This window comes from Leisingera sp. CC-HEC096 (assembly GCF_059429235.1).
In genome coordinates this window covers 3,257,779-3,274,611 of the sequence record NZ_JCAIJS010000001.1, presented here as the reverse complement: position 1 = coordinate 3,274,611, position 16,833 = coordinate 3,257,779, and the positions used below count along the sequence as shown (strand labels likewise).

Below are 16,833 nucleotides of genomic sequence, written 5' to 3'. Positions count from 1 at the left end.
TGGCAAATGGCCCTCCGCGCAGGAGGGCCAGTGCATGGCATCGCAGGCGGATCAGAAGTCCTGCCAGAGATCCCGCGCAGCATTGCCGTCTGCCGCGGGCGCTGCGGCGGCCGCCGGTGCCGGGCTGGCCTCGATCTCCCAGTCGCCGCCGCCGTGGGCGGTGGGCGCCAGGGCCGGCTCTGCCTGGGCTGCCAGGGTTTCCGGGGCCGCCGGAACGGTGCTGCCGTCGGCCACCTGGAAGCGGGAGACCAGTTCCGACAGCTTGGAGGCGTCGGTGTTCAGGATGTGGCCGGCCGCGGTGGCCTCTTCCACCATCGCGGCGTTCTGCTGGGTCACCTGGTCCAGCTGGGTGACCCCGGTGTTGATCTCGTTGAGGCCGGTGGACTGCTCCTCCGCCCCTTCGGCGATCTCCGACACCAGGCTGGAGATATGGGTGACCTGACCCACGATGGACTGCAGCGCCTGGCCGGCGCGGCCGACCAGATCGACGCCTTCCGCCACCTGGCGCGAGCTGTCGCCGATCAGGGTCTTGATCTCCATCGCCGCATCCGAGGACCGCTGCGCCAGGGCGCGCACCTCCGATGCGACCACCGCAAAGCCGCGGCCCGCCTCGCCCGCGCGGGCAGCCTCGACACCGGCATTCAGCGCCAGCAGGTTGGTCTGGAAGGCGATGTCGTCGATCACCGAAATGATCTGCGAGATCTTGTTGGAGCTGTCCTCGATGCCGCTCATCGCGGTCACCGCGTCCTGCACCACCTCGCCGCTGCTTTCGGCCTCCTGGCGGGCCTCCCGCACGGTGGTCTCCACGTTGCGCGCGCCTTCGGCTGCCGAGCGCACGCTGGCGGTCAGCTCGTCGATGGCGGCAGCCGTTTCCTCCAGGGTTGCGGCCTGGCTTTCGGTGCGGTGCGACAGGTCGTCGGAGGCCTGGCTGATCTCAGCCGCGCCGTTGCGGATGCTGGCCGAAGCGCCGATCACCTCCTGCACGGTGGCGGTGAGGTTGTCGATGGAGCCGTTGAAGTCCGCCCGAAGCTGCTCGTATTCCTCCGGGAACGCCTCCTCGATACGGATGGTCAGGTCGCCGTGCGACAGGCGCGACAGGCGCTCGCTCAGCTCCTGCACCACGCCCGCCAGTTCAGCGTCCTTGCTTTCCGCCTTCTGCTTCTCCGCTTCTTGCATCCGCACCAGCTCGTCGCGGAACTTCTCCAGCGCGCGGGCCATGTCGCCGACTTCGTCACCGCGGTGCTGGCCGTGGATCTCCACCGCGTTGTTGCCCTCGGCCAGGCCGCGCATCGACACCACGATACGGCGGATGCCGGAGGCGATGCCGGAGCTGGTGACCAGCGCCATAACCGCGCCAATCAGAATAGCCGCGCCGATTGCGGCGGGAATCATCATCCGGGTCTGGGCTGCGATGTCGTCGCTGGCGGCGCGGCGGGCGGCCATGGTCTCAGCGCCGCGGGCCTGCAGCGAGGCCAGGCTTTCGCGGAACCGGTCGAAATACGCCTTGCCCTGCCCCTCGGCGACCCGGTCGGCCATGTCGTCCATTGTGGCCGCGCTGCCGATCACCCGGCGCAGCTGCAGCATCGGCACCACCACGTCATTGCGCCAGTTGCCGATGATCTCTGCCACCGTGTTCAGCCGGTTGGTCTGCATCAGCTTGTCCGTGAAGGCCACGCGCAGATCGGCCATGATCTCGTTGAAGCGCTCGTTGCCTTCCATATAAGGGTCCAGAAACGCCCGGTCGCCTGCCAGAAGGAAGCCGCGCACGCCGGTTTCCATGTCGACGGCGGCGGCCAGCAGGTCCTTGGCGGTGCTGATCACCTCATGGGCCTTCTCCACTTCGTCCAGGGAGGCGCTCAGATAGTCCGGATCGGCAATCCCCGCATTGACCAGCGAGGAGAAAATGTTGCGGCGGTTGGCCAGCTCCACTTCCTCGTCCGCGATGATCTTGCCGACTTCGGCGCGGAACTCATCAAACAGGATCCGGCCCTTGGATTCCTTCACCGCATCCGCCATGTCGTTCATGCTCATGGCGTCGCCGATTTCCCGGCGCAGTTCGATGGCGCCAGCGGCCACGTTCTCCTGCCAGCCGGTCAGGATCTGCTCCGCCTCCTGCAGGTCCGCCATCATTTGGGGATCATCCGCCGCCAGAGAATTCAGCGCCGTCAGCGCCCGGGCCAGGTCGGTCTGGCCAGCCTCATAGGGTTCCAGAAACTCCTCCCGTCCGGCCAGCAGGTAGCCGCGCAGCCCGGCCTCCATGTCCAGGGCGGCCACGGCCAGCGACTGCGCCTCGCTCAGGATCTTGCCGGTGTGATCAACCGCCTTGGAGGTCTTTTCCATGCGGCCCAGGTCCACAACAGCCAAGACGCCGACGCCAAGCACCAGCAGCAGGGGAAACAGGGCCACCGAAACAATTTTCGCTTTGGTACTGAGATTTGCCAGTGAGAACCGCCTGGCCGCGGAGGTTTTATTCTTTTTCATCACATCCGATCCGGTTCTAAAGAGATGCGGCAGTGAAATCAGAATAAAATTACCATACTCTTTCAATTAGAATGTGAATTCTAAACATCCAGAGATTGTCGTCGCGTAACGAAAAACCCCCGCTCCGGGCGGAGCGGGGGCCAGATAGCCGAACCCTAAGGGTCAGCGCGTCTTATTCGTCTGCTTCAGCAGCTGCTTCTTCTGCTTCCAGGCGGGCCTTGTCGGCAGCACCCTTGGCGGAAACGTCGCGGTCGACGAACTCGATGATGGCCATCGGAGCCATGTCGCCGTAGCGGAAGCCGGCCTTCAGGACACGGACATAGCCGCCCTGACGGTCCTTGTAGCGCGGGCCCAGAACCTCGAACAGCTTCGCGACGTCCTTGTCCTCTTTCAGCTTGGCTGCGGCCTGACGGCGGGCGTGCAGGTCGCCGCGTTTCGCCAGGGTGATCAGTTTTTCAACGATCGGGCGCAGTTCTTTTGCCTTGGGCAGGGTGGTCTTGATCTGCTCGTGCTCGATCAGCGAGCCGGCCATGTTGGAGAACAGGGCCTTGCGGTGCTCATGAGTACGGTTCAGGCGGCGGTAACCACGTGCGTGACGCATTTTTCAGTTCCTTATCTTGCGTTTTGCTTTGTCAGGCGGCTGATGCGTGTCAGCTGCTCTCCTTGGGGCAGGTGCCCATGTCGTCCCCGGCAGGCCCGGGCATTGAAGAGGAGGGCCGGAGCCCTCCTCGAAAACCTTAGAAGCTGTCTTCGAACTTCTTGGCCAGATCTTCGATGTTGTCCGGCGGCCAGTCCTCGACATCCATGCCGAGGTGCAGGCCCATGCCCGACAGCACTTCCTTGATCTCGTTCAGCGACTTGCGGCCGAAGTTCGGGGTGCGCAGCATCTCCGCTTCGGTCTTCTGGATCAGGTCGCCGATATAGACGATGTTGTCGTTCTTCAGGCAGTTTGCCGAACGCACCGACAGTTCCAGCTCGTCCACTTTCTTGAGCAGAAGCGGGTTGAACTCGAGACCGTCGTCCTCGTCCTGGCGGCCGGCCGATTCCGGCTCGTCGAAGTTGACGAAGATCGACAGCTGGTCCTGCAGGATGCGGGCGGCAAAGGCTACGGCGTCATCGGGGGTGATGGAGCCGTCGGTTTCCACCTTCATGGTCAGCTTGTCATAGTCCAGAACCTGGCCCTCACGGGTCGGCTGAACGTCATAGGAGACCTTCTTGACCGGCGAATAGATCGCGTCGATCGGGATCAGGCCGATCGGTGCGTCTTCCGGCTTGTTCTTCTCTGCCGAGACATAGCCCTTGCCGGTGTTCACGGTCAGTTCCATGAACAGGTCGGCGCCATCGTCCAGGTGGCAGATCACGTGATCGCGGTTCAGAACCTCGATGCCGGCGGTCTCAGCAATGTCGCCTGCGGTGACGACTGCCGGGCCCTTGGCATTGATCGACAGGCGCTTGGGGCCTTCGACTTCCATGCGCAGGGAAACCTGCTTGAGGTTCAGGATGATGTCGGTGACGTCTTCACGCACACCGGCGACGCTGGAAAACTCGTGCAGGACGTTGTCGATCTGCACGCTGGTGATGGCGGCGCCTTGCAGCGAGCTCATCAGCACGCGGCGCAGCGCGTTGCCCAGGGTCAGGCCGAAACCGCGTTCCAGCGGCTCTGCAACAACGGTTGCCTGGCGTGCAGGATCGTTGCCCGGCTTCACTTCCAGCTGTGCCGGCTTGATCAGCTCTGCCCAGTTTTTGTGGATCATGCGTTCCCTCCATTCCTGTCCCTGCCCCATGTCCGGAAGGCCAAGGACGCCCGAGGTTTAAATGACGCACTGGGGCCCTGCGAATCAAGCGGGGCCCCAGCAGAATTTTGCGATTAGACGCGGCGGCGCTTCGGCGGGCGGCAGCCGTTGTGCGCGATCGGGGTCACATCACGGATCGAGGTGATGTTGAAACCGACGGCGGCCAGTGCGCGCAGTGCCGATTCACGGCCCGAACCGGGGCCCTGAACTTCGACTTCCAGAGTCTTAACACCGTGTTCCTGTGCCTTCTTGCCTGCATCTTCTGCAGCCATCTGAGCGGCATAGGGGGTCGATTTCCGCGAGCCTTTGAAGCCCATGGTGCCGGCGGACGACCAGGAGATCGCGTTGCCCTGCACGTCGGAGATCAGGATCTTGGTGTTGTTGAACGAAGAGTTCACGTGAGCAACGCCGGAGGCGATGTTCTTGCGCTCTTTACGCTTAATGCGGGATTTATCGCGTGCCATTGATCAAGCCTCCCTTACTTCTTCTTGCCGGCGATCGGCTTCGCCGGGCCCTTGCGGGTGCGGGCGTTGGTATGGGTACGCTGACCGCGGACCGGCAGGTTGCGGCGGTGGCGCAGGCCACGGTAGCAGCCGAGGTCCATCAGGCGCTTGATGTTCATCTGAACTTCACGGCGCAGGTCGCCTTCGACGGTGTAGTTGGCGTCGATGTGCTCGCGCACGGCCAGGACTTCAGCGTCGGAGAGTTCGTTCACACGGCGGGTCGGGTCGATGCCCACAGCGTCGCAGATCGCTTTCGCCGAGGTGTTGCCGATACCGGTGATATAGGTGAGGGCGATGGGAACCCGCTTTGCAGTCGGGATGTTAACGCCGGCAATACGTGCCACGTGTCACTTTCCTTTTCGTTGCGGTTCCGTAGTTCCGGAACCTTTTTTCACAACACTTGACCGTGGCAGTGTGGCCAGAGGGTCCAGCATTTCGAGGTGGTAAGGCAGACAGACGAATCCGCCTGCCGGGAATCATTCCCAGAAGGGATGGGGTTGCCTATGTGGAATTGCCGCGGGGGTCAACCCCGTGTTCCGCGAAAACGCCCCCCCCCTGGCCACTGCCCCCTGCCCCTTCGGCCTTTAAAACAGAAAATGCCCCGCGCCATCGGGGCACGGGGCATTTCAATCCGGTAGACGGCGGCTCACTCGCCCATGATCCACGCCATGTTCTGGCGCACTTCGTCGATTGAGGCGAGGCCGTCGATGCGCTGCAGGTTGCCCTTGGCATAGTAGTAGCCGATCAGCGGCGAGGTCTTCTTGTAGTATTCCATCAGGCGGGTCTTGAGGCTGTCCTCATTGTCATCCGCCCGGCGCTTGACCTCGGTGGAGCCGCAGTTGGCGCATTTGCCGTCCGCGGGCCAGGGCTTGGTCTGGTCGTGGTAGACCTCGCCGCAGCCGCCGCAGGTGGAGCGGCCGGTGATGCGGGCGACCAGCGCCTCGTCATCGACCTGCATCTCGATCACCGCGTCGAGCTTGAGATCCATCTCCTCCAGCAGCTTGGCCAGCGCATCGGCCTGGGCCAGGGTGCGCGGGAAGCCGTCGAAGATAAAGCCGCCCTCGGCGCCGCCTTGCAGCTTCTCGCGGATCAGGCCGATCACGATCTGGTCGGTGACCAGCTTGCCCTCGGCCATGATGGCGGCAACCTTCTTGCCCATTTCGGTGCCCGAGGTCTGGGCCTCGCGCAGCATGTCACCAGTGCTGAGCTGCACCATGCCGCGGCTTTCCACAAGGTAGCGCGCCTGCGTACCTTTGCCCGCCCCCGGCGGGCCAAGGAGAATAATGTTGGTCATCGGCGAGAGGGTCCCCGTTTTGTCCGTTTCTTGTTGCGCCCGCGCAGCTGGCTCTTCTCGATAAGGCCCTCATACTGATGCGCGAGGAGGTGGCTTTGCACCTGCTGGATTGTGTCCATGGTGACGGATACCACAATCAGAACGGACGTGCCGCCAAAATAAACCGGGATGGCGAATTGGCCGCGGAGGACCTCCGGCAGGAGGCAGACCAGCGCCAGATAGGCCGAGCCCAGAACCAGCACGCGGTTGACCACATACTCGATGTATTCAGCGGTCTTCTTGCCGGGGCGGATGCCGGGGACAAAGCCGTTCTGGTTCTTCAGGTTGTTCGCCACGTCCTCCGGTTTGAAGGAGACGTTGAAGGTGTAGAAGTAGGCGAAGAACACGATCATCACGACGAAGAACAGCAGGTACAGCGGCTGGCCGGGGCCGAAGTTCGCCAGCAGCCAGGACATCACCGGACCGGTCGCCGCACCCGAGGAGAACGCCGAGATGGTGGTCGGCAGCAAGAGCAGCGAGGAGGCGAAGATCGCCGGGATCACGCCCGCCGGGTTCACCTTGACCGGCAGATGCGAGGAGCCGCCGTCATAGACCTTCATGCCGACCTGGCGGCGCGGGTACTGGATGTGGATCTTGCGCAGCGCGCGTTCCATGAACACCACGAACATGATCACCGCGACGACCATCAGGATCACGCCGATGATCACGGCCGGGCTGATCGCGCCGGAGCGGCCGGAGGCGAAAAACTGGGCAATCGCTGCCGGAACCTCGGCGATGATGCCGACAAAGATGATCAGCGAAATGCCGTTGCCGATGCCGCGCTGGGTGATCTGCTCGCCCAGCCACATCAGGAACATGGTGCCGCCCACCAGGGTGATCATGCAGGCCATGCGGAAATACATGCCCGGATCGGTCGCCAGGTCGCCCTGCTCCAGCGACACGGCCAGGCCGTAGGCCTGCGCGGTCGCCAGCGCCACGGTGCCATAGCGGGTGTACTGGTTGATCTTCTTGCGGCCCTGCTCGCCCTCTTTCTTGAGCTGCTCAAGCGAAGGCACCATCGAGGTCAGAAGCTGAACGATAATGGAGGCGGAGATATAGGGCATGATGCCGAGGGCAAAAATCCCCATCCGGCCAAGCGCGCCGCCGGTGAACATCGACACCATGCCGCCGATGCCCTGGCCTGCCTGCTCCATGAACTGGCGCAGGGCGGCTGCGTCGATTCCCGGAACCGGAATGAAGGTGCCCAGGCGGTAGACAATCAAAAGGCCGATGGTGAACAGGATGCGGTTGCGCAGATCCGTGGCCTTGCCAAGGGCAGCCCAGCTGGTGTTCGCCGCCATTTGTTCTGCTGCTGATACCATGAAAAGGTCTCTTCTTTAGCGAAACGCCGCCCGGAACCGTTTTCCGGCTCGGGCGGCGTTCTAGGAAAACTTAGGACTATGTAAGCGGCATTGGCGCCGCTCACAAGCCGTTACTCTGCGGCGGCTGCAGTTGCCACAGTCAGAGCGCCGCCAGCTTTTTCAACGGCCTCAACAGCGGCCTTCGACGCGCCGGTGACCGAGATGGTGGCTTTGGCGGTCAGTTCGCCTTTGGCCAGGACGCGGATGCCGTCCAGCTTGCGGCGCACCAGGCCGGATGCAACCAGCGAATCCTCGTCGATGGAGGCGGCGTCCAGCTTGCCTGCATCGATGAACTTCTGGATCAGGCCCAGGTTCACAACGGCGTATGCCTTGCGGTTCGGCTTGTTGAAGCCGCGCTTGGGCAGACGCTGGTACAGCGGCATCTGGCCGCCTTCGTAGCCATTGATCGAGACGCCCGAACGGGATTTCTGGCCTTTGATACCACGGCCGCCCATTTTGCCTTTGCCGGAACCCGGGCCACGGGCCACACGGGTGCGTTTCTTGGCGGCGCCGGGATTGTCGCGCAGTTCGTGAAGTTTCATGTCGCTTCTCCTTGCCGGATGCGGGCCCCGAAGCGTGATGGCCCGACCGCGGCGTTTCTTGATTGGTGATTCCGTGGCGCAGAACGCCACCGGGTGCCTATAGACCTGATGGGGGACGGGATCAAGCCCCGCGGGATAGGCATATCCAATTGCGCACGGGAACACCCGCCAAGGCCCCTGCCCTGCCGGTTGCGTGTCCTGCCGTCTGTCTCTGTTTCCGTTCCGCTGCTGGCCGTCCGTTAAAGGGTGGCGGCGCCGCCGGGGTGGAGATGGGATGGGGTTGCCCCCATGCGAAAACGCATTCACGCGCTCCGGGTGCCACGCCGGAGCCCAGTTCCAGGTGCCGGGGGTGTCAGGCCCGGCGGGTGATCATGACCGGGGATGATCCTGCCAGAGACGGGTTTAATTCCGGTGCGCGGTGCGTACGGCGGGTGCGCAACGGCCAGTACACCCCGGCCTTGCGGCCGGGCGGGGCGCTGAGCCTGAAAAACAAAAACGCCCCCGCCGGGTTGGCAGGGGCGCTTTGGGGCCGGGCTTTGGAGAGGGAGGAGGATCCGCAGCCGGCCAGGGAGATCACTTGCCGTAGACGTGCTCGCGGGCGGCGCCGGGGATGGCGCAGCGGCTGAGGCCGATGTCCGCCAGATCACGGCTGGACAGCGCGCGCAGCTCACGCACGGTGCGCTGGTACTCGCGGCGCAGCTTCCAGTTCTGGATCAGGCCGGCGGCGATGCCGCGCAGACGGGCGGGAATGCCTGCAGAGGCAGGCGCGGTTAGAGTTGAATAAGCCATTGTTCTTGTTCCTTCGCTGCGGTGCCGGAACGTGTTCCCGGCGCGTAGCTTTATCTGTTCGTCTGAGGTGAACGGGAAATAGGGATGGCCCGGAACCGGCGCAACGGCTGCTTTGGTCTGGCGGCTATGCAGCGCCCGCATAGCACAATCGCGTGAGGAAATTTGAAGACCCGGCAAAAGAAAACGCCCCCGCTCGCGAGGGCAGGAGCGCTTTGGCCCGGGCTTGAAGGAGGAGGAGGAGGAGAGAAGCCCGGAGCGGGAGAATTACTTGCCGTATACGTGCTGCTGCACGATGTCGGCGATATCGCTGCGGCGCACGCCGATATCTGCCAGCTCGTGATCGCTCAGGCCGTCCAGCTCGTTGTAGGTGCGCTGGTATTCGCGGTGCAGCGCCCAAGCTTCCAGCACGCCGTCGACAGTGCGGCGGATGCGGGCGGTCAGGCTGAGCGACGGGGCGGCGGTGATAACATGTGCCATCTTGATGTTCCTTGTCTCTTGGGCCGGGCCTATTCCCGGCGGTCCGTTGTTTGGTCTTTTCTGTGACAGGCCCGAGATAGGCGCACCGCCCGATTCCAACAACTGACGCAACCGGCAAGCCGATATGCACGCGCTGCAAGGGATCGTTAGGGCCGGATAGCCGCCCTGCCCCGGCGCAAACCTTGGTCATTGAATGGGAGTATCCGCAGCCTGTCCCGGCCTGGGATGCAGGCCTGGCATCGGTCACGCGAGAGGCATTGAGGGCGTCACCCGCCGGACGCGGGACGCAGGACGGCCTTCAGCAGCGACAACGCCCCCCAAAGCAGGAAGACCGGCAGCACAAGCATCCGGAGCGTAAAGATGCCGATTATTGTCAGGGATGCGCGGAGAATCGTATCGGCTTCCTCCACGAAGACCTGGGCGGCCTCCAGATACCGGCCGCTCTGCTCAAAAACATCGCTTACGCTGTCGCCGGCTTCGCTGATCCGGCTGCTCAGCCAGCCAAACACCCCTGCATCCCCCTCCTCTGCCGGAGACACCGCCGCCGCCTCATCCGCCTCCGCGCCGATGAGGAAATTCGCCTTCTGCGCGACGGCATCAAGTTCTGCCATGGCAGTGCTCATCTGCGCTGCAGTGGCTTGCTCCCCGACCCGCACAGCCAGCACAAACACTGCAGGGATGGCAAAGCCCACCGCGATGCCAAGGGTGATCCCCTTATCGCAAAGCGGTTTCACTGTTCGGGCGAACGCCGGACTGCGGCCGAGGGCGATCCGGCCCAGCAGCGCGGCGCCGAGAACGACGAGGCCGACCGACACCACCGGCGCCAGACCAACGGCGGCAAGCGCGGCGCCGGCCGCAACGAGGAACACGGCATCGGCCACGCGCTCCACCGTGTCGTCAACGGGTTCCAGCACCTTCAGCGGCTGCAGGCTCGCCTGCCCGACAACCGATGCGCCCACCTCGATCTCCTGCGCCGTGGACAGCGCCGCGTTGATCGCCCGGAGCGAAACGTAAACTGTCACCGCTGAGGCCGCGATGGTCTCCGCTGTCTGCTCTGAGACAGTGGCAAGCGGGTTCCAATCGCTGCGCCCGGACAGGCCAAGGACACCGTTGAGCAGAAACAGAAGGCCCGCCATCAGGGCAAAGACGGTGCGGGCGGGTGTCCTCGGGGCATCGCGGGTCGGGTCTGTCATTGCGGGTTCGCTGCCTTTGCCAGAACGCATCTGCAAACGCATACCATGCAAAGGCCGCGGCACAACACGTCCGCGTCGCCTCAGTCCGGACAATCGGGACCTGACGCGGCGCCCGCGAAACGAAAAACGCCCCCGGCAGAACCGGGGGCGTTTTCCAAAGTCTGATACCGAAAAGGGCTTAGCCGCGCTCTTCGATGATCTGAACCAGGTGCGGGATCGAGTTGACCATGCCGCGCACGGAGGGGGTGTCCTCCAGCTCGCGGGTCTTGTGCATCTTGTTCAGGCCCAGGCCAACCAGGGTTGCGCGCTGTTTGGCGGGGCGGCGGATCGGCGAGCCGATCTGCTTGACGACGATGGTTTTTGCCATGTCTCTCTACTCCTTACGCTTCAGCTTCGGCAGCTGCCGGTGCGTCGTCCCGCTTGGGCAGGATGTCAGCAACTTTTTTGCCGCGGCGCTGAGCCACCGAACGCGGGCTCTGCTCTTTCTGCAGGCCGTTCAGGGTGGCGCGGATCATGTTGTAGGGGTTCTGCGAACCGATCGACTTGGAGACCACGTCCTTGATGCCCAGCATCTCGAACACGGCACGCATCGGGCCGCCCGCGATGATACCGGTACCTTCCGGTGCGGTGCGCATCACAACTTTGCCTGCGCCGTGACGGCCGGCCATGTCGTGGTGCAGGGTGCGGCCTTCTTTCAGCGGCACACGGATCATCTGACGCTTCGCCTGCTCGGTCGCCTTGCGGATCGCCTCGGGCACTTCTTTCGCCTTGCCCTTGCCAAAGCCGACGCGGCCTTTCTGGTCGCCAACGACAACCAGGGCTGCGAAGCCAAAGCGCTTACCGCCCTTGACGGTTTTCGACACGCGGTTGATCGCGACCAGACGATCTGCGAATTCCGGTGTTTCTTCACGGTCGCGGCGCGGGCCGCGGCGGTTTTCACGTTCTGCCATCAGGCATTCCTTTCATAGGGCGCGTTGCTCAAAGCACGGGGCGCCTGTTCTATCAATCCTTGGTGAGAACCGGCCCGGAGGCCGGTCTCCCGGATCATCGGGGCAGCCCCGGGAGGCCGCCCGCATGGGATTTAGATCTTCAGGCCGCCTTCACGCGCAGCGTCGGCCAGAGCCTTCACCTTGCCGTGGAACAGGAAGCCGCCGCGGTCGAAGTAGGCTTCGGTCACGCCAGCCGCTTTTGCGCGCTCGGCGATCGCTGCACCAACCTTGGCCGCTGCTTCGACGTTGTTCTTGCCGACAACGCCCAGATCTTTTTCCAGGGTCGAAGCGGACGCCACGGTCACGCCGCGCAGGTCGTCGATCAGCTGAACAGAGATGTTCTTGTTCGAACGGTGCACGGACAGACGCGGACGGCCTGCGTTCACTTTGCGAAGCTTGTTCCGGACGCGCAGCCGGCGCTTCAGAAACAGGGTACGTTTGCTGTTTGCCATTTTGCTGGTCCTTACTTCTTCTTGCCTTCCTTGCGGAAGATGAACTCGCCCTTGTAGCGGATGCCCTTGCCTTTGTACGGCTCGGGACGGCGCCAGTCGCGGATTTTCGCCGCTACTTCGCCCACCTGCTGCTGGTCGATACCTTCCACAACGATTTCGGTCTGCTTCGGCGCGGTAATGGTGATACCTTCCGGAGCAACGAAGTCGACATCGTGGCTGTAGCCCAGGTTCAGCTTCAGGGTGTTGCCCTGCATCTGAGCCCGGTAACCCACACCCTGGATCTCCAGTTCTTTCTTGAAGCCCTGGGTCACGCCGGTCACGAGGTTGGCCACCTGAGTGCGGGACATGCCCCACTGCTGACGGGCACGCTTGGACTTGCCGCGCGGCTCGATGGTGACAACATTGTCGTTGACCGACAGGGTGACGTCGTCAGTCGCGGTGAAGGTGCGGGCGCCTTTCGGGCCTTTCACTTCGATGGTCTGGCCGGACACAGAGGCGGATACGCCGCTGGGCAGTTCGACCGGTTTCTTACCAATACGGGACATTGCGAGGCCTCCTTAGAAGACGGTGCAAAGCACTTCGCCGCCAACGTTGGCTGCGCGTGCGTTTGCGTCCGACATCACACCCTTGGGGGTGGAGACAATCGACACGCCCAGGCCCTGACGGACCGACGGGATGTCATTGACGCCCATGTAAACGCGGCGGCCGGGCTTGGAGACCCGCTTGAGCTCGCGAATGACAGGTTCGCCGTCGAAGTATTTCAGGCTGATTTCGATGGCCGGGTGGCCATTTTCACCAGTGGTTTTCTCATAACCGCGGATGTAGCCCTCGTCCGCCAGCACGTCCAGCACCCATGCCCGCAGCTTGGAAGCCGGGGTCATGACGGTGGATTTGCCGCGCATCTGAGAGTTACGGATACGGGTGAGCATATCGCCGATAGGATCGTTCATACCACTCTCTCCCTTACCAGCTCGATTTCACCAGGCCGGGGATCTGGCCAGCAGACCCCAGCTCGCGCAGCGCGATACGGCTGATCTTCAGCTTACGGTAGTAAGCGTGCGGACGGCCGGTCAGCTGGCAGCGGTTGTGCAAACGGCTCGGAGCCGAGTTGCGCGGCAGTTTCGCCAGTTTCAGACGCGCCTTGAAGCGCTCTTCCATCGGGCGGGATTCGTCGTTTGCGATTTCTTTCAGCTCGGCACGCTTTGCGGCGTATTTTGCCACCAGGCGCTCGCGCTTCTTCTCGCGTTCGATCATGCTTTTCTTAGCCATGGTCTCTTCCTTCCCGCGCTTAGCTGTTGAAGGGCATGTTGAAAGCTTTCAACAGCGCCTTTGCTTCCGCGTCGGTTTTCGCGGTGGTGGCGATCACGATGTCCATGCCCCAGGGCTCATCGATCTTGTCGAAATCGATTTCCGGGAACACGATGTGCTCTTTCAGGCCCATGGCATAGTTGCCGCGGCCGTCAAACGAGGTGCCCGAAACGCCGCGGAAGTCGCGGATACGGGGCATCGCGATGGTGATCAGACGATCCAGGAATTCGTACATCCGGTCGCCGCGAAGGGTCACCTTGGCGCCCATCGGCATGCCTTCGCGAACGCGGAAGCCGGCGATGGAGTTCTTGGCCACGGTGGTCAGAGCTTTCTGGCCCGCGATGAGGGTCAGGTCGGCCTGAGCGGATTTGGCTTTCTTGCTGTCTTTGACAGCAGCGCGGCCACAGCCGATGTTCAGAACGATTTTCTCCAGCTTGGGGAGCATCATGTCGTTCTTGTAGCCGAATTCCTCTTTCAGAGCGCCACGGATGGTCTCTTTGTAGAGGGTCTTCAGGCGCGGGGTGTAGGTTGCAGCGTCAAGCATCAGACAGTCTCCCCGGTGGTCTTGGCGAAGCGCACCTTCTTGCCGTCTTCCTCGCGGAAGCCGACGCGGGTTGCTTTGCCGTTGCTGTCCAGCAGTGCCAGGTTCGACAGGTCGATCGGCAGTGCCTTGGGCAGACGGCCGCCCTGGCTGTTCTGGGTCTGGCGGGTGTGGCGGATCGCCATGTTCACGCCTTCGACAACGGCTTTGCCGGCTTTCGGGTCAACGGAGGCGATGGTGCCTTCCTTGCCCTTGTCCTTGCCGGCCAGCACGACGACCTTGTCGCCTTTGCGGAGTTTAGCAGCCATGATTACAGCACCTCCGGAGCCAGCGAGATGATCTTCATGAAGTTCTTCGCGCGCAGTTCACGAACAACCGGGCCAAAGATACGGGTACCGACCGGCTCGTTGTTGTTGTTCAGGATAACGGCTGCGTTCCGGTCAAAACGGATCGCGGTGCCGTCTTCGCGGCGGACTTCTTTGGCGGTGCGCACGACAACGGCCTTACGGACGTCGCCTTTTTTCACGCGGCCGCGCGGGATGGCTTCCTTGACCGAGACAACGATGATGTCGCCTACGGATGCGTATTTACGCTTGGAGCCACCCAGAACCTTGATGCACTGAACTCGGCGTGCGCCGGAGTTGTCAGCTACATCCAGATTTGTTTGCATCTGGATCATGTGGTTTCTCCCGACCTATGGGGCAGCGATGCGTGCTGGTATCCCCCAGGGTTTCGACTGACTGTTAAGTCTAGCCGCCAGGAGTCTCGGATGAGACTCTTAGGCTTCCAGAACTTCCCAGCGTTTCGTTTTCGATTTCGGCGCGCATTCGATGATGCGGACAGTGTCGCCGACCTTGAAAGCGTTCTTTTCGTCGTGAGCCCGGTATTTCTTGGACTTACGGACGGTTTTCTTCAGAACCGGGTGCGTGAAGCGGCGTTCAACCGAGACGGTGACGGTCTGGGCGTTTGCGTCGCTGGTCACAACGCCTTGCAGGATACGTTTGGGCATTGTGTCGCTCCTTATTCGGCTGCTGCTGCAGCTTTTTCGTTCAGGATGGTCTTCACTTTGGCAGCGTTGCGGCGGGCCGCTTTGATGCCGGCAGTGTTTTCCAGCTGACCGGTTGCCTGCTGAAAGCGCAGGTTGAAGCTCTCTTTTTTCAGGGATGCGAGCATATCGCGGAGTTCATCCACGGTCTTCTCGCGCAGATCATTGGCGTTCATCGCCTTTGTTCCTTGTCCAAAGCACCAGAAGGCCCCTGACGGGTCACCTTGCAACCTGGTGGGTTATGTCAAACCGCGCCGTAAAGCGCGGAAAAAAGAATCACTTGGCCCGGATCCGAGACGGATTGGGGACAAGCGATGGGTCCCTATAAAGGAGACAGGGTGCGGGGGCAAGCGAAAGATTGGCCGCCCCGCCGGCGGCTGCGGCCCCGGCCCTTCAGCCGGTTTTCAGCGGGCTGCCGGCCGGCACAAACCAGTCGTCATAGCCGGACGCCCCGGCGGCCACGTTCCTGTAGCCGTTCTGCTCCAGCAGCGCCCGGATCGCGACCCTCTGCTCAGTGTAATTATGCTCCACCGTGATGGCGTTGAACCGGTACTTGCTGAAATCGAACGCCTGCAGAATGTCCAGTTCGCTGCCCTCGGTATCAACCGACATGAAATCAATCTCCCGAGGGGCGCCGTGGCGGTCGAGCATATCCAGCAGCGAGACGGTCTTGACCGGATAGCTTATGGCCTTGCGGCGGCTTCGGGAGTGCAGGTCGGCTTCGCTGAAGTCTGAAATCGTCGACAGCTCCGCCGCGCCGGTTTCCTTGAACTCCAGCTCGGCCCCGGTTTCCTTCCAGACGCAGTCGAACTCGACCTCGCAGGACCGGTTCCGGCGCAGATCCTCGTGCCAGCACTTCGCGGGCTCAGCCACGATACCGGTCCAGCCGAACTCCTTTTCCAGCGTATACGTGTTGCTGATGGATTTGCCGTTGGTGGCCCCGAACTCGACGAAATACCCGCCCCGCTTGAACCCGTTGGCAACCAGAGCGAAGACATCCTGGCTGGCCTGAGACTCCCAGCCTGCGCTTGTGCCGTTGAGATTGGCCAGCAGGAAATCCCGCAAGGCTTCGCCCTCAGCAGCCTTGCGGCGGCTTTCCTCCAGCGCGTTCTGCAACGCCTTGTACTTGGACGCACTGCTTACGTGGAGGCCGATTGCATGAAGCGCGCGTCGGATCTTGGGATGCATTTGGGGTTCCAGTCGGTTGGTGTCAGACAATCGCCTTGCCAGGAGCGGCGAACGGGGTTCACTCCCACTTGTAATTGAAGCTGACCGAGATCCGCTCGTCCTCAGCCATGTTCATCGGCACTTCGTGGCGCAGCCAGCTTTCCCACAGCAGCACATCGCCCACGTCCGGCTTCATGTAGATGAAGGGCTGCAATTCGCGCCGCGCGTCCTTGGTGCGGGTGGGCGCCGCCATCATCCGGGCAGAGCGCGGATCCTCCAGCTTGAGCGCGCTGGCACCGTCCGGCATCGACACATAGGTGGTGCCGGATATCACCGAATGCGGGTGCAAGTGGCTGGAGTGGGTGCCGCCCTCAGGCAGAATGTTGATCCACAGATCCTCCAGCTTCAGCTCGCGTCCGTCCAGGTCAAACTCCAGATCCTTGGCAAAGGCAGCGACGTGCTGATCCAGCGACTTCACCAGGTCGGCAAAGATCGGGAACCGCCAAGGCAGATCCGTCAGCGAGGCATAGGAGGTATAACCGGGATAGCCGTTCTCCTCGCACCAGTCCTGTCCGGCATCGTCATCGCCAGCGATGACAAGGCAGGAGTTTTCCAGTTCCTGCGCATCAACCTTGGGTCCGAATTCGGACAGCTGCGCGCGGTAGAGACGGGTCACAAAGAGCGATTCAATCTGGGCCATGTCCGCGTCATACCGCAGACCGCTGGCAAGCGCGAGACCCTGCCGCGGGTCCGGATCCGGTTGCGCAGCACCCCCTTGGCGCAGCCCGGGACCGCGAATTTGTTCGAATAATGAAAATTGGAACGCCAAATATCACGCTGATTTAACGATTGGCCGTCA

General features: G+C 62.6%; 24 protein-coding genes. All 24 read right to left on the bottom strand.

What is annotated here, in order from left to right:
• Window positions 1–51 precede the first annotated feature (51 nt).
• Window positions 52–2,481 (bottom strand): CHASE3 domain-containing protein, encoded by a 2,430-nt coding sequence (locus AC5STI_RS15865; RefSeq protein ID WP_495447321.1) that lies wholly within the window; start codon window positions 2,479–2,481, stop codon window positions 52–54.
• Window positions 2,482–2,653: 172 nt separating this feature from the next.
• Entirely contained in the window at window positions 2,654–3,082 is a 429-nt protein-coding gene (gene rplQ, locus AC5STI_RS15860) for a 50S ribosomal protein L17 (protein WP_065268162.1), read from the bottom strand.
• Window positions 3,083–3,218: 136 nt separating this feature from the next.
• Entirely contained in the window at window positions 3,219–4,235 is a 1,017-nt protein-coding gene (locus AC5STI_RS15855; RefSeq protein WP_475049322.1) for a DNA-directed RNA polymerase subunit alpha, read from the bottom strand.
• Between the two features lie 113 nt (window positions 4,236–4,348).
• On the bottom strand, window positions 4,349–4,738 hold the full coding sequence (rpsK, locus tag AC5STI_RS15850; protein WP_027235523.1) for a 30S ribosomal protein S11: 390 nt from the start codon (window positions 4,736–4,738) through the stop codon (window positions 4,349–4,351).
• Window positions 4,739–4,752: 14 nt separating this feature from the next.
• A complete protein-coding gene (gene rpsM / locus AC5STI_RS15845; RefSeq protein WP_008557298.1) occupies window positions 4,753–5,121 on the bottom strand; it encodes a 30S ribosomal protein S13 in 369 nt (122 codons plus the stop codon).
• A 302-nt stretch (window positions 5,122–5,423) separates the two neighbouring features.
• Complete coding sequence (locus AC5STI_RS15840) at window positions 5,424–6,071, bottom strand: adenylate kinase (protein ID WP_421056217.1); 648 nt, start codon at window positions 6,069–6,071, stop codon at window positions 5,424–5,426.
• On the bottom strand, window positions 6,068–7,432 hold the full coding sequence (secY, locus tag AC5STI_RS15835; RefSeq protein WP_475049318.1) for a preprotein translocase subunit SecY: 1,365 nt from the start codon (window positions 7,430–7,432) through the stop codon (window positions 6,068–6,070). Before secY ends, AC5STI_RS15840 begins: the two co-directional genes overlap by 4 nt.
• 110 nt (window positions 7,433–7,542) lie before the next feature.
• A complete protein-coding gene (rplO, locus tag AC5STI_RS15830) occupies window positions 7,543–8,013 on the bottom strand; it encodes a 50S ribosomal protein L15 (protein ID WP_475049316.1) in 471 nt (156 codons plus the stop codon).
• Window positions 8,014–8,586: 573 nt separating this feature from the next.
• On the bottom strand, window positions 8,587–8,802 hold the full coding sequence (locus AC5STI_RS15825; RefSeq protein WP_475049311.1) for a DUF1127 domain-containing protein: 216 nt from the start codon (window positions 8,800–8,802) through the stop codon (window positions 8,587–8,589).
• Window positions 8,803–9,066: 264 nt separating this feature from the next.
• Window positions 9,067–9,279 carry a DUF1127 domain-containing protein gene (locus AC5STI_RS15820; RefSeq protein ID WP_475049310.1) on the bottom strand — a complete coding sequence of 71 codons (213 nt, stop codon included), beginning with the start codon at window positions 9,277–9,279 and terminating at the stop codon, window positions 9,067–9,069.
• Window positions 9,280–9,545: 266 nt separating this feature from the next.
• The gene (locus AC5STI_RS15815; protein WP_495447320.1) at window positions 9,546–10,472 is read right to left on the bottom strand and encodes a hypothetical protein; all 927 of its coding nucleotides are present in this window, start codon (window positions 10,470–10,472) and stop codon (window positions 9,546–9,548) included.
• 178 nt (window positions 10,473–10,650) lie between these two features.
• Window positions 10,651–10,839: a 50S ribosomal protein L30 gene (rpmD, locus tag AC5STI_RS15810; RefSeq protein ID WP_019298002.1), complete on the bottom strand. Its 189-nt coding sequence runs from the start codon at window positions 10,837–10,839 to the stop codon at window positions 10,651–10,653.
• Between the two features lie 13 nt (window positions 10,840–10,852).
• Window positions 10,853–11,422: a 30S ribosomal protein S5 gene (gene rpsE, locus AC5STI_RS15805; RefSeq protein WP_027235532.1), complete on the bottom strand. Its 570-nt coding sequence runs from the start codon at window positions 11,420–11,422 to the stop codon at window positions 10,853–10,855.
• Window positions 11,423–11,553: 131 nt separating this feature from the next.
• Entirely contained in the window at window positions 11,554–11,913 is a 360-nt protein-coding gene (gene rplR / locus AC5STI_RS15800) for a 50S ribosomal protein L18 (protein ID WP_027235533.1), read from the bottom strand.
• Window positions 11,914–11,924: 11 nt separating this feature from the next.
• On the bottom strand, window positions 11,925–12,458 hold the full coding sequence (rplF, locus tag AC5STI_RS15795; RefSeq protein ID WP_475049305.1) for a 50S ribosomal protein L6: 534 nt from the start codon (window positions 12,456–12,458) through the stop codon (window positions 11,925–11,927).
• A gap of 12 nt (window positions 12,459–12,470) precedes the next feature.
• A complete protein-coding gene (gene rpsH, locus AC5STI_RS15790) occupies window positions 12,471–12,863 on the bottom strand; it encodes a 30S ribosomal protein S8 (protein WP_008554600.1) in 393 nt (130 codons plus the stop codon).
• Window positions 12,864–12,876: 13 nt separating this feature from the next.
• Complete coding sequence (gene rpsN / locus AC5STI_RS15785; RefSeq protein ID WP_027235536.1) at window positions 12,877–13,182, bottom strand: 30S ribosomal protein S14; 306 nt, start codon at window positions 13,180–13,182, stop codon at window positions 12,877–12,879.
• A gap of 19 nt (window positions 13,183–13,201) precedes the next feature.
• Complete coding sequence (rplE, locus tag AC5STI_RS15780) at window positions 13,202–13,765, bottom strand: 50S ribosomal protein L5 (protein WP_036797266.1); 564 nt, start codon at window positions 13,763–13,765, stop codon at window positions 13,202–13,204.
• Window positions 13,765–14,070: a 50S ribosomal protein L24 gene (rplX, locus tag AC5STI_RS15775; RefSeq protein WP_027235538.1), complete on the bottom strand. Its 306-nt coding sequence runs from the start codon at window positions 14,068–14,070 to the stop codon at window positions 13,765–13,767. Before rplX ends, rplE begins: the two co-directional genes overlap by 1 nt.
• Before the next feature lie 2 nt (window positions 14,071–14,072).
• Window positions 14,073–14,441, bottom strand: coding sequence for a 50S ribosomal protein L14 (rplN, locus tag AC5STI_RS15770; RefSeq protein WP_005621870.1), 369 nt, complete (start codon window positions 14,439–14,441; stop codon window positions 14,073–14,075).
• Between the two features lie 99 nt (window positions 14,442–14,540).
• Complete coding sequence (gene rpsQ / locus AC5STI_RS15765; protein WP_475049303.1) at window positions 14,541–14,771, bottom strand: 30S ribosomal protein S17; 231 nt, start codon at window positions 14,769–14,771, stop codon at window positions 14,541–14,543.
• Window positions 14,772–14,782: 11 nt separating this feature from the next.
• Window positions 14,783–14,983 (bottom strand): 50S ribosomal protein L29, encoded by a 201-nt coding sequence (gene rpmC / locus AC5STI_RS15760; RefSeq protein ID WP_008554543.1) that lies wholly within the window; start codon window positions 14,981–14,983, stop codon window positions 14,783–14,785.
• A gap of 217 nt (window positions 14,984–15,200) precedes the next feature.
• Complete coding sequence (locus AC5STI_RS15755) at window positions 15,201–15,995, bottom strand: FkbM family methyltransferase (protein WP_495447319.1); 795 nt, start codon at window positions 15,993–15,995, stop codon at window positions 15,201–15,203.
• Window positions 15,996–16,053: 58 nt separating this feature from the next.
• On the bottom strand, window positions 16,054–16,674 hold the full coding sequence (locus AC5STI_RS15750) for a 2OG-Fe(II) oxygenase family protein (RefSeq protein WP_490398855.1): 621 nt from the start codon (window positions 16,672–16,674) through the stop codon (window positions 16,054–16,056).
• Window positions 16,675–16,833: the final 159 nt, after the last annotated feature.

Coding starts and splice junctions, on each gene's coding strand:
- AC5STI_RS15865 (WP_495447321.1), bottom strand. CDS start 2,481: ATGAAAAAGAATAAAACCTCCGCGGCCAGGCGGTTCTCACTGGCAAAT.
- rplQ (WP_065268162.1), bottom strand. CDS start 3,082: ATGCGTCACGCACGTGGTTACCGCCGCCTGAACCGTACTCATGAGCAC.
- AC5STI_RS15855 (WP_475049322.1), bottom strand. CDS start 4,235: ATGATCCACAAAAACTGGGCAGAGCTGATCAAGCCGGCACAGCTGGAA.
- rpsK (WP_027235523.1), bottom strand. CDS start 4,738: ATGGCACGCGATAAATCCCGCATTAAGCGTAAAGAGCGCAAGAACATC.
- AC5STI_RS15840 (WP_421056217.1), bottom strand. CDS start 6,071: ATGACCAACATTATTCTCCTTGGCCCGCCGGGGGCGGGCAAAGGTACG.
- secY (WP_475049318.1), bottom strand. CDS start 7,432: ATGGTATCAGCAGCAGAACAAATGGCGGCGAACACCAGCTGGGCTGCC.
- rplO (WP_475049316.1), bottom strand. CDS start 8,013: ATGAAACTTCACGAACTGCGCGACAATCCCGGCGCCGCCAAGAAACGC.
- AC5STI_RS15825 (WP_475049311.1), bottom strand. CDS start 8,802: ATGGCTTATTCAACTCTAACCGCGCCTGCCTCTGCAGGCATTCCCGCC.
- AC5STI_RS15820 (WP_475049310.1), bottom strand. CDS start 9,279: ATGGCACATGTTATCACCGCCGCCCCGTCGCTCAGCCTGACCGCCCGC.
- AC5STI_RS15815 (WP_495447320.1), bottom strand. CDS start 10,472: ATGACAGACCCGACCCGCGATGCCCCGAGGACACCCGCCCGCACCGTC.
- rpmD (WP_019298002.1), bottom strand. CDS start 10,839: ATGGCAAAAACCATCGTCGTCAAGCAGATCGGCTCGCCGATCCGCCGC.
- rpsE (WP_027235532.1), bottom strand. CDS start 11,422: ATGGCAGAACGTGAAAACCGCCGCGGCCCGCGCCGCGACCGTGAAGAA.
- rplR (WP_027235533.1), bottom strand. CDS start 11,913: ATGGCAAACAGCAAACGTACCCTGTTTCTGAAGCGCCGGCTGCGCGTC.
- rplF (WP_475049305.1), bottom strand. CDS start 12,458: ATGTCCCGTATTGGTAAGAAACCGGTCGAACTGCCCAGCGGCGTATCC.
- rpsH (WP_008554600.1), bottom strand. CDS start 12,863: ATGAACGATCCTATCGGCGATATGCTCACCCGTATCCGTAACTCTCAG.
- rpsN (WP_027235536.1), bottom strand. CDS start 13,182: ATGGCTAAGAAAAGCATGATCGAACGCGAGAAGAAGCGCGAGCGCCTG.
- rplE (WP_036797266.1), bottom strand. CDS start 13,765: ATGCTTGACGCTGCAACCTACACCCCGCGCCTGAAGACCCTCTACAAA.
- rplX (WP_027235538.1), bottom strand. CDS start 14,070: ATGGCTGCTAAACTCCGCAAAGGCGACAAGGTCGTCGTGCTGGCCGGC.
- rplN (WP_005621870.1), bottom strand. CDS start 14,441: ATGATCCAGATGCAAACAAATCTGGATGTAGCTGACAACTCCGGCGCA.
- rpsQ (WP_475049303.1), bottom strand. CDS start 14,771: ATGCCCAAACGTATCCTGCAAGGCGTTGTGACCAGCGACGCAAACGCC.
- rpmC (WP_008554543.1), bottom strand. CDS start 14,983: ATGAACGCCAATGATCTGCGCGAGAAGACCGTGGATGAACTCCGCGAT.
- AC5STI_RS15755 (WP_495447319.1), bottom strand. CDS start 15,995: ATGCATCCCAAGATCCGACGCGCGCTTCATGCAATCGGCCTCCACGTA.
- AC5STI_RS15750 (WP_490398855.1), bottom strand. CDS start 16,674: ATGGCCCAGATTGAATCGCTCTTTGTGACCCGTCTCTACCGCGCGCAG.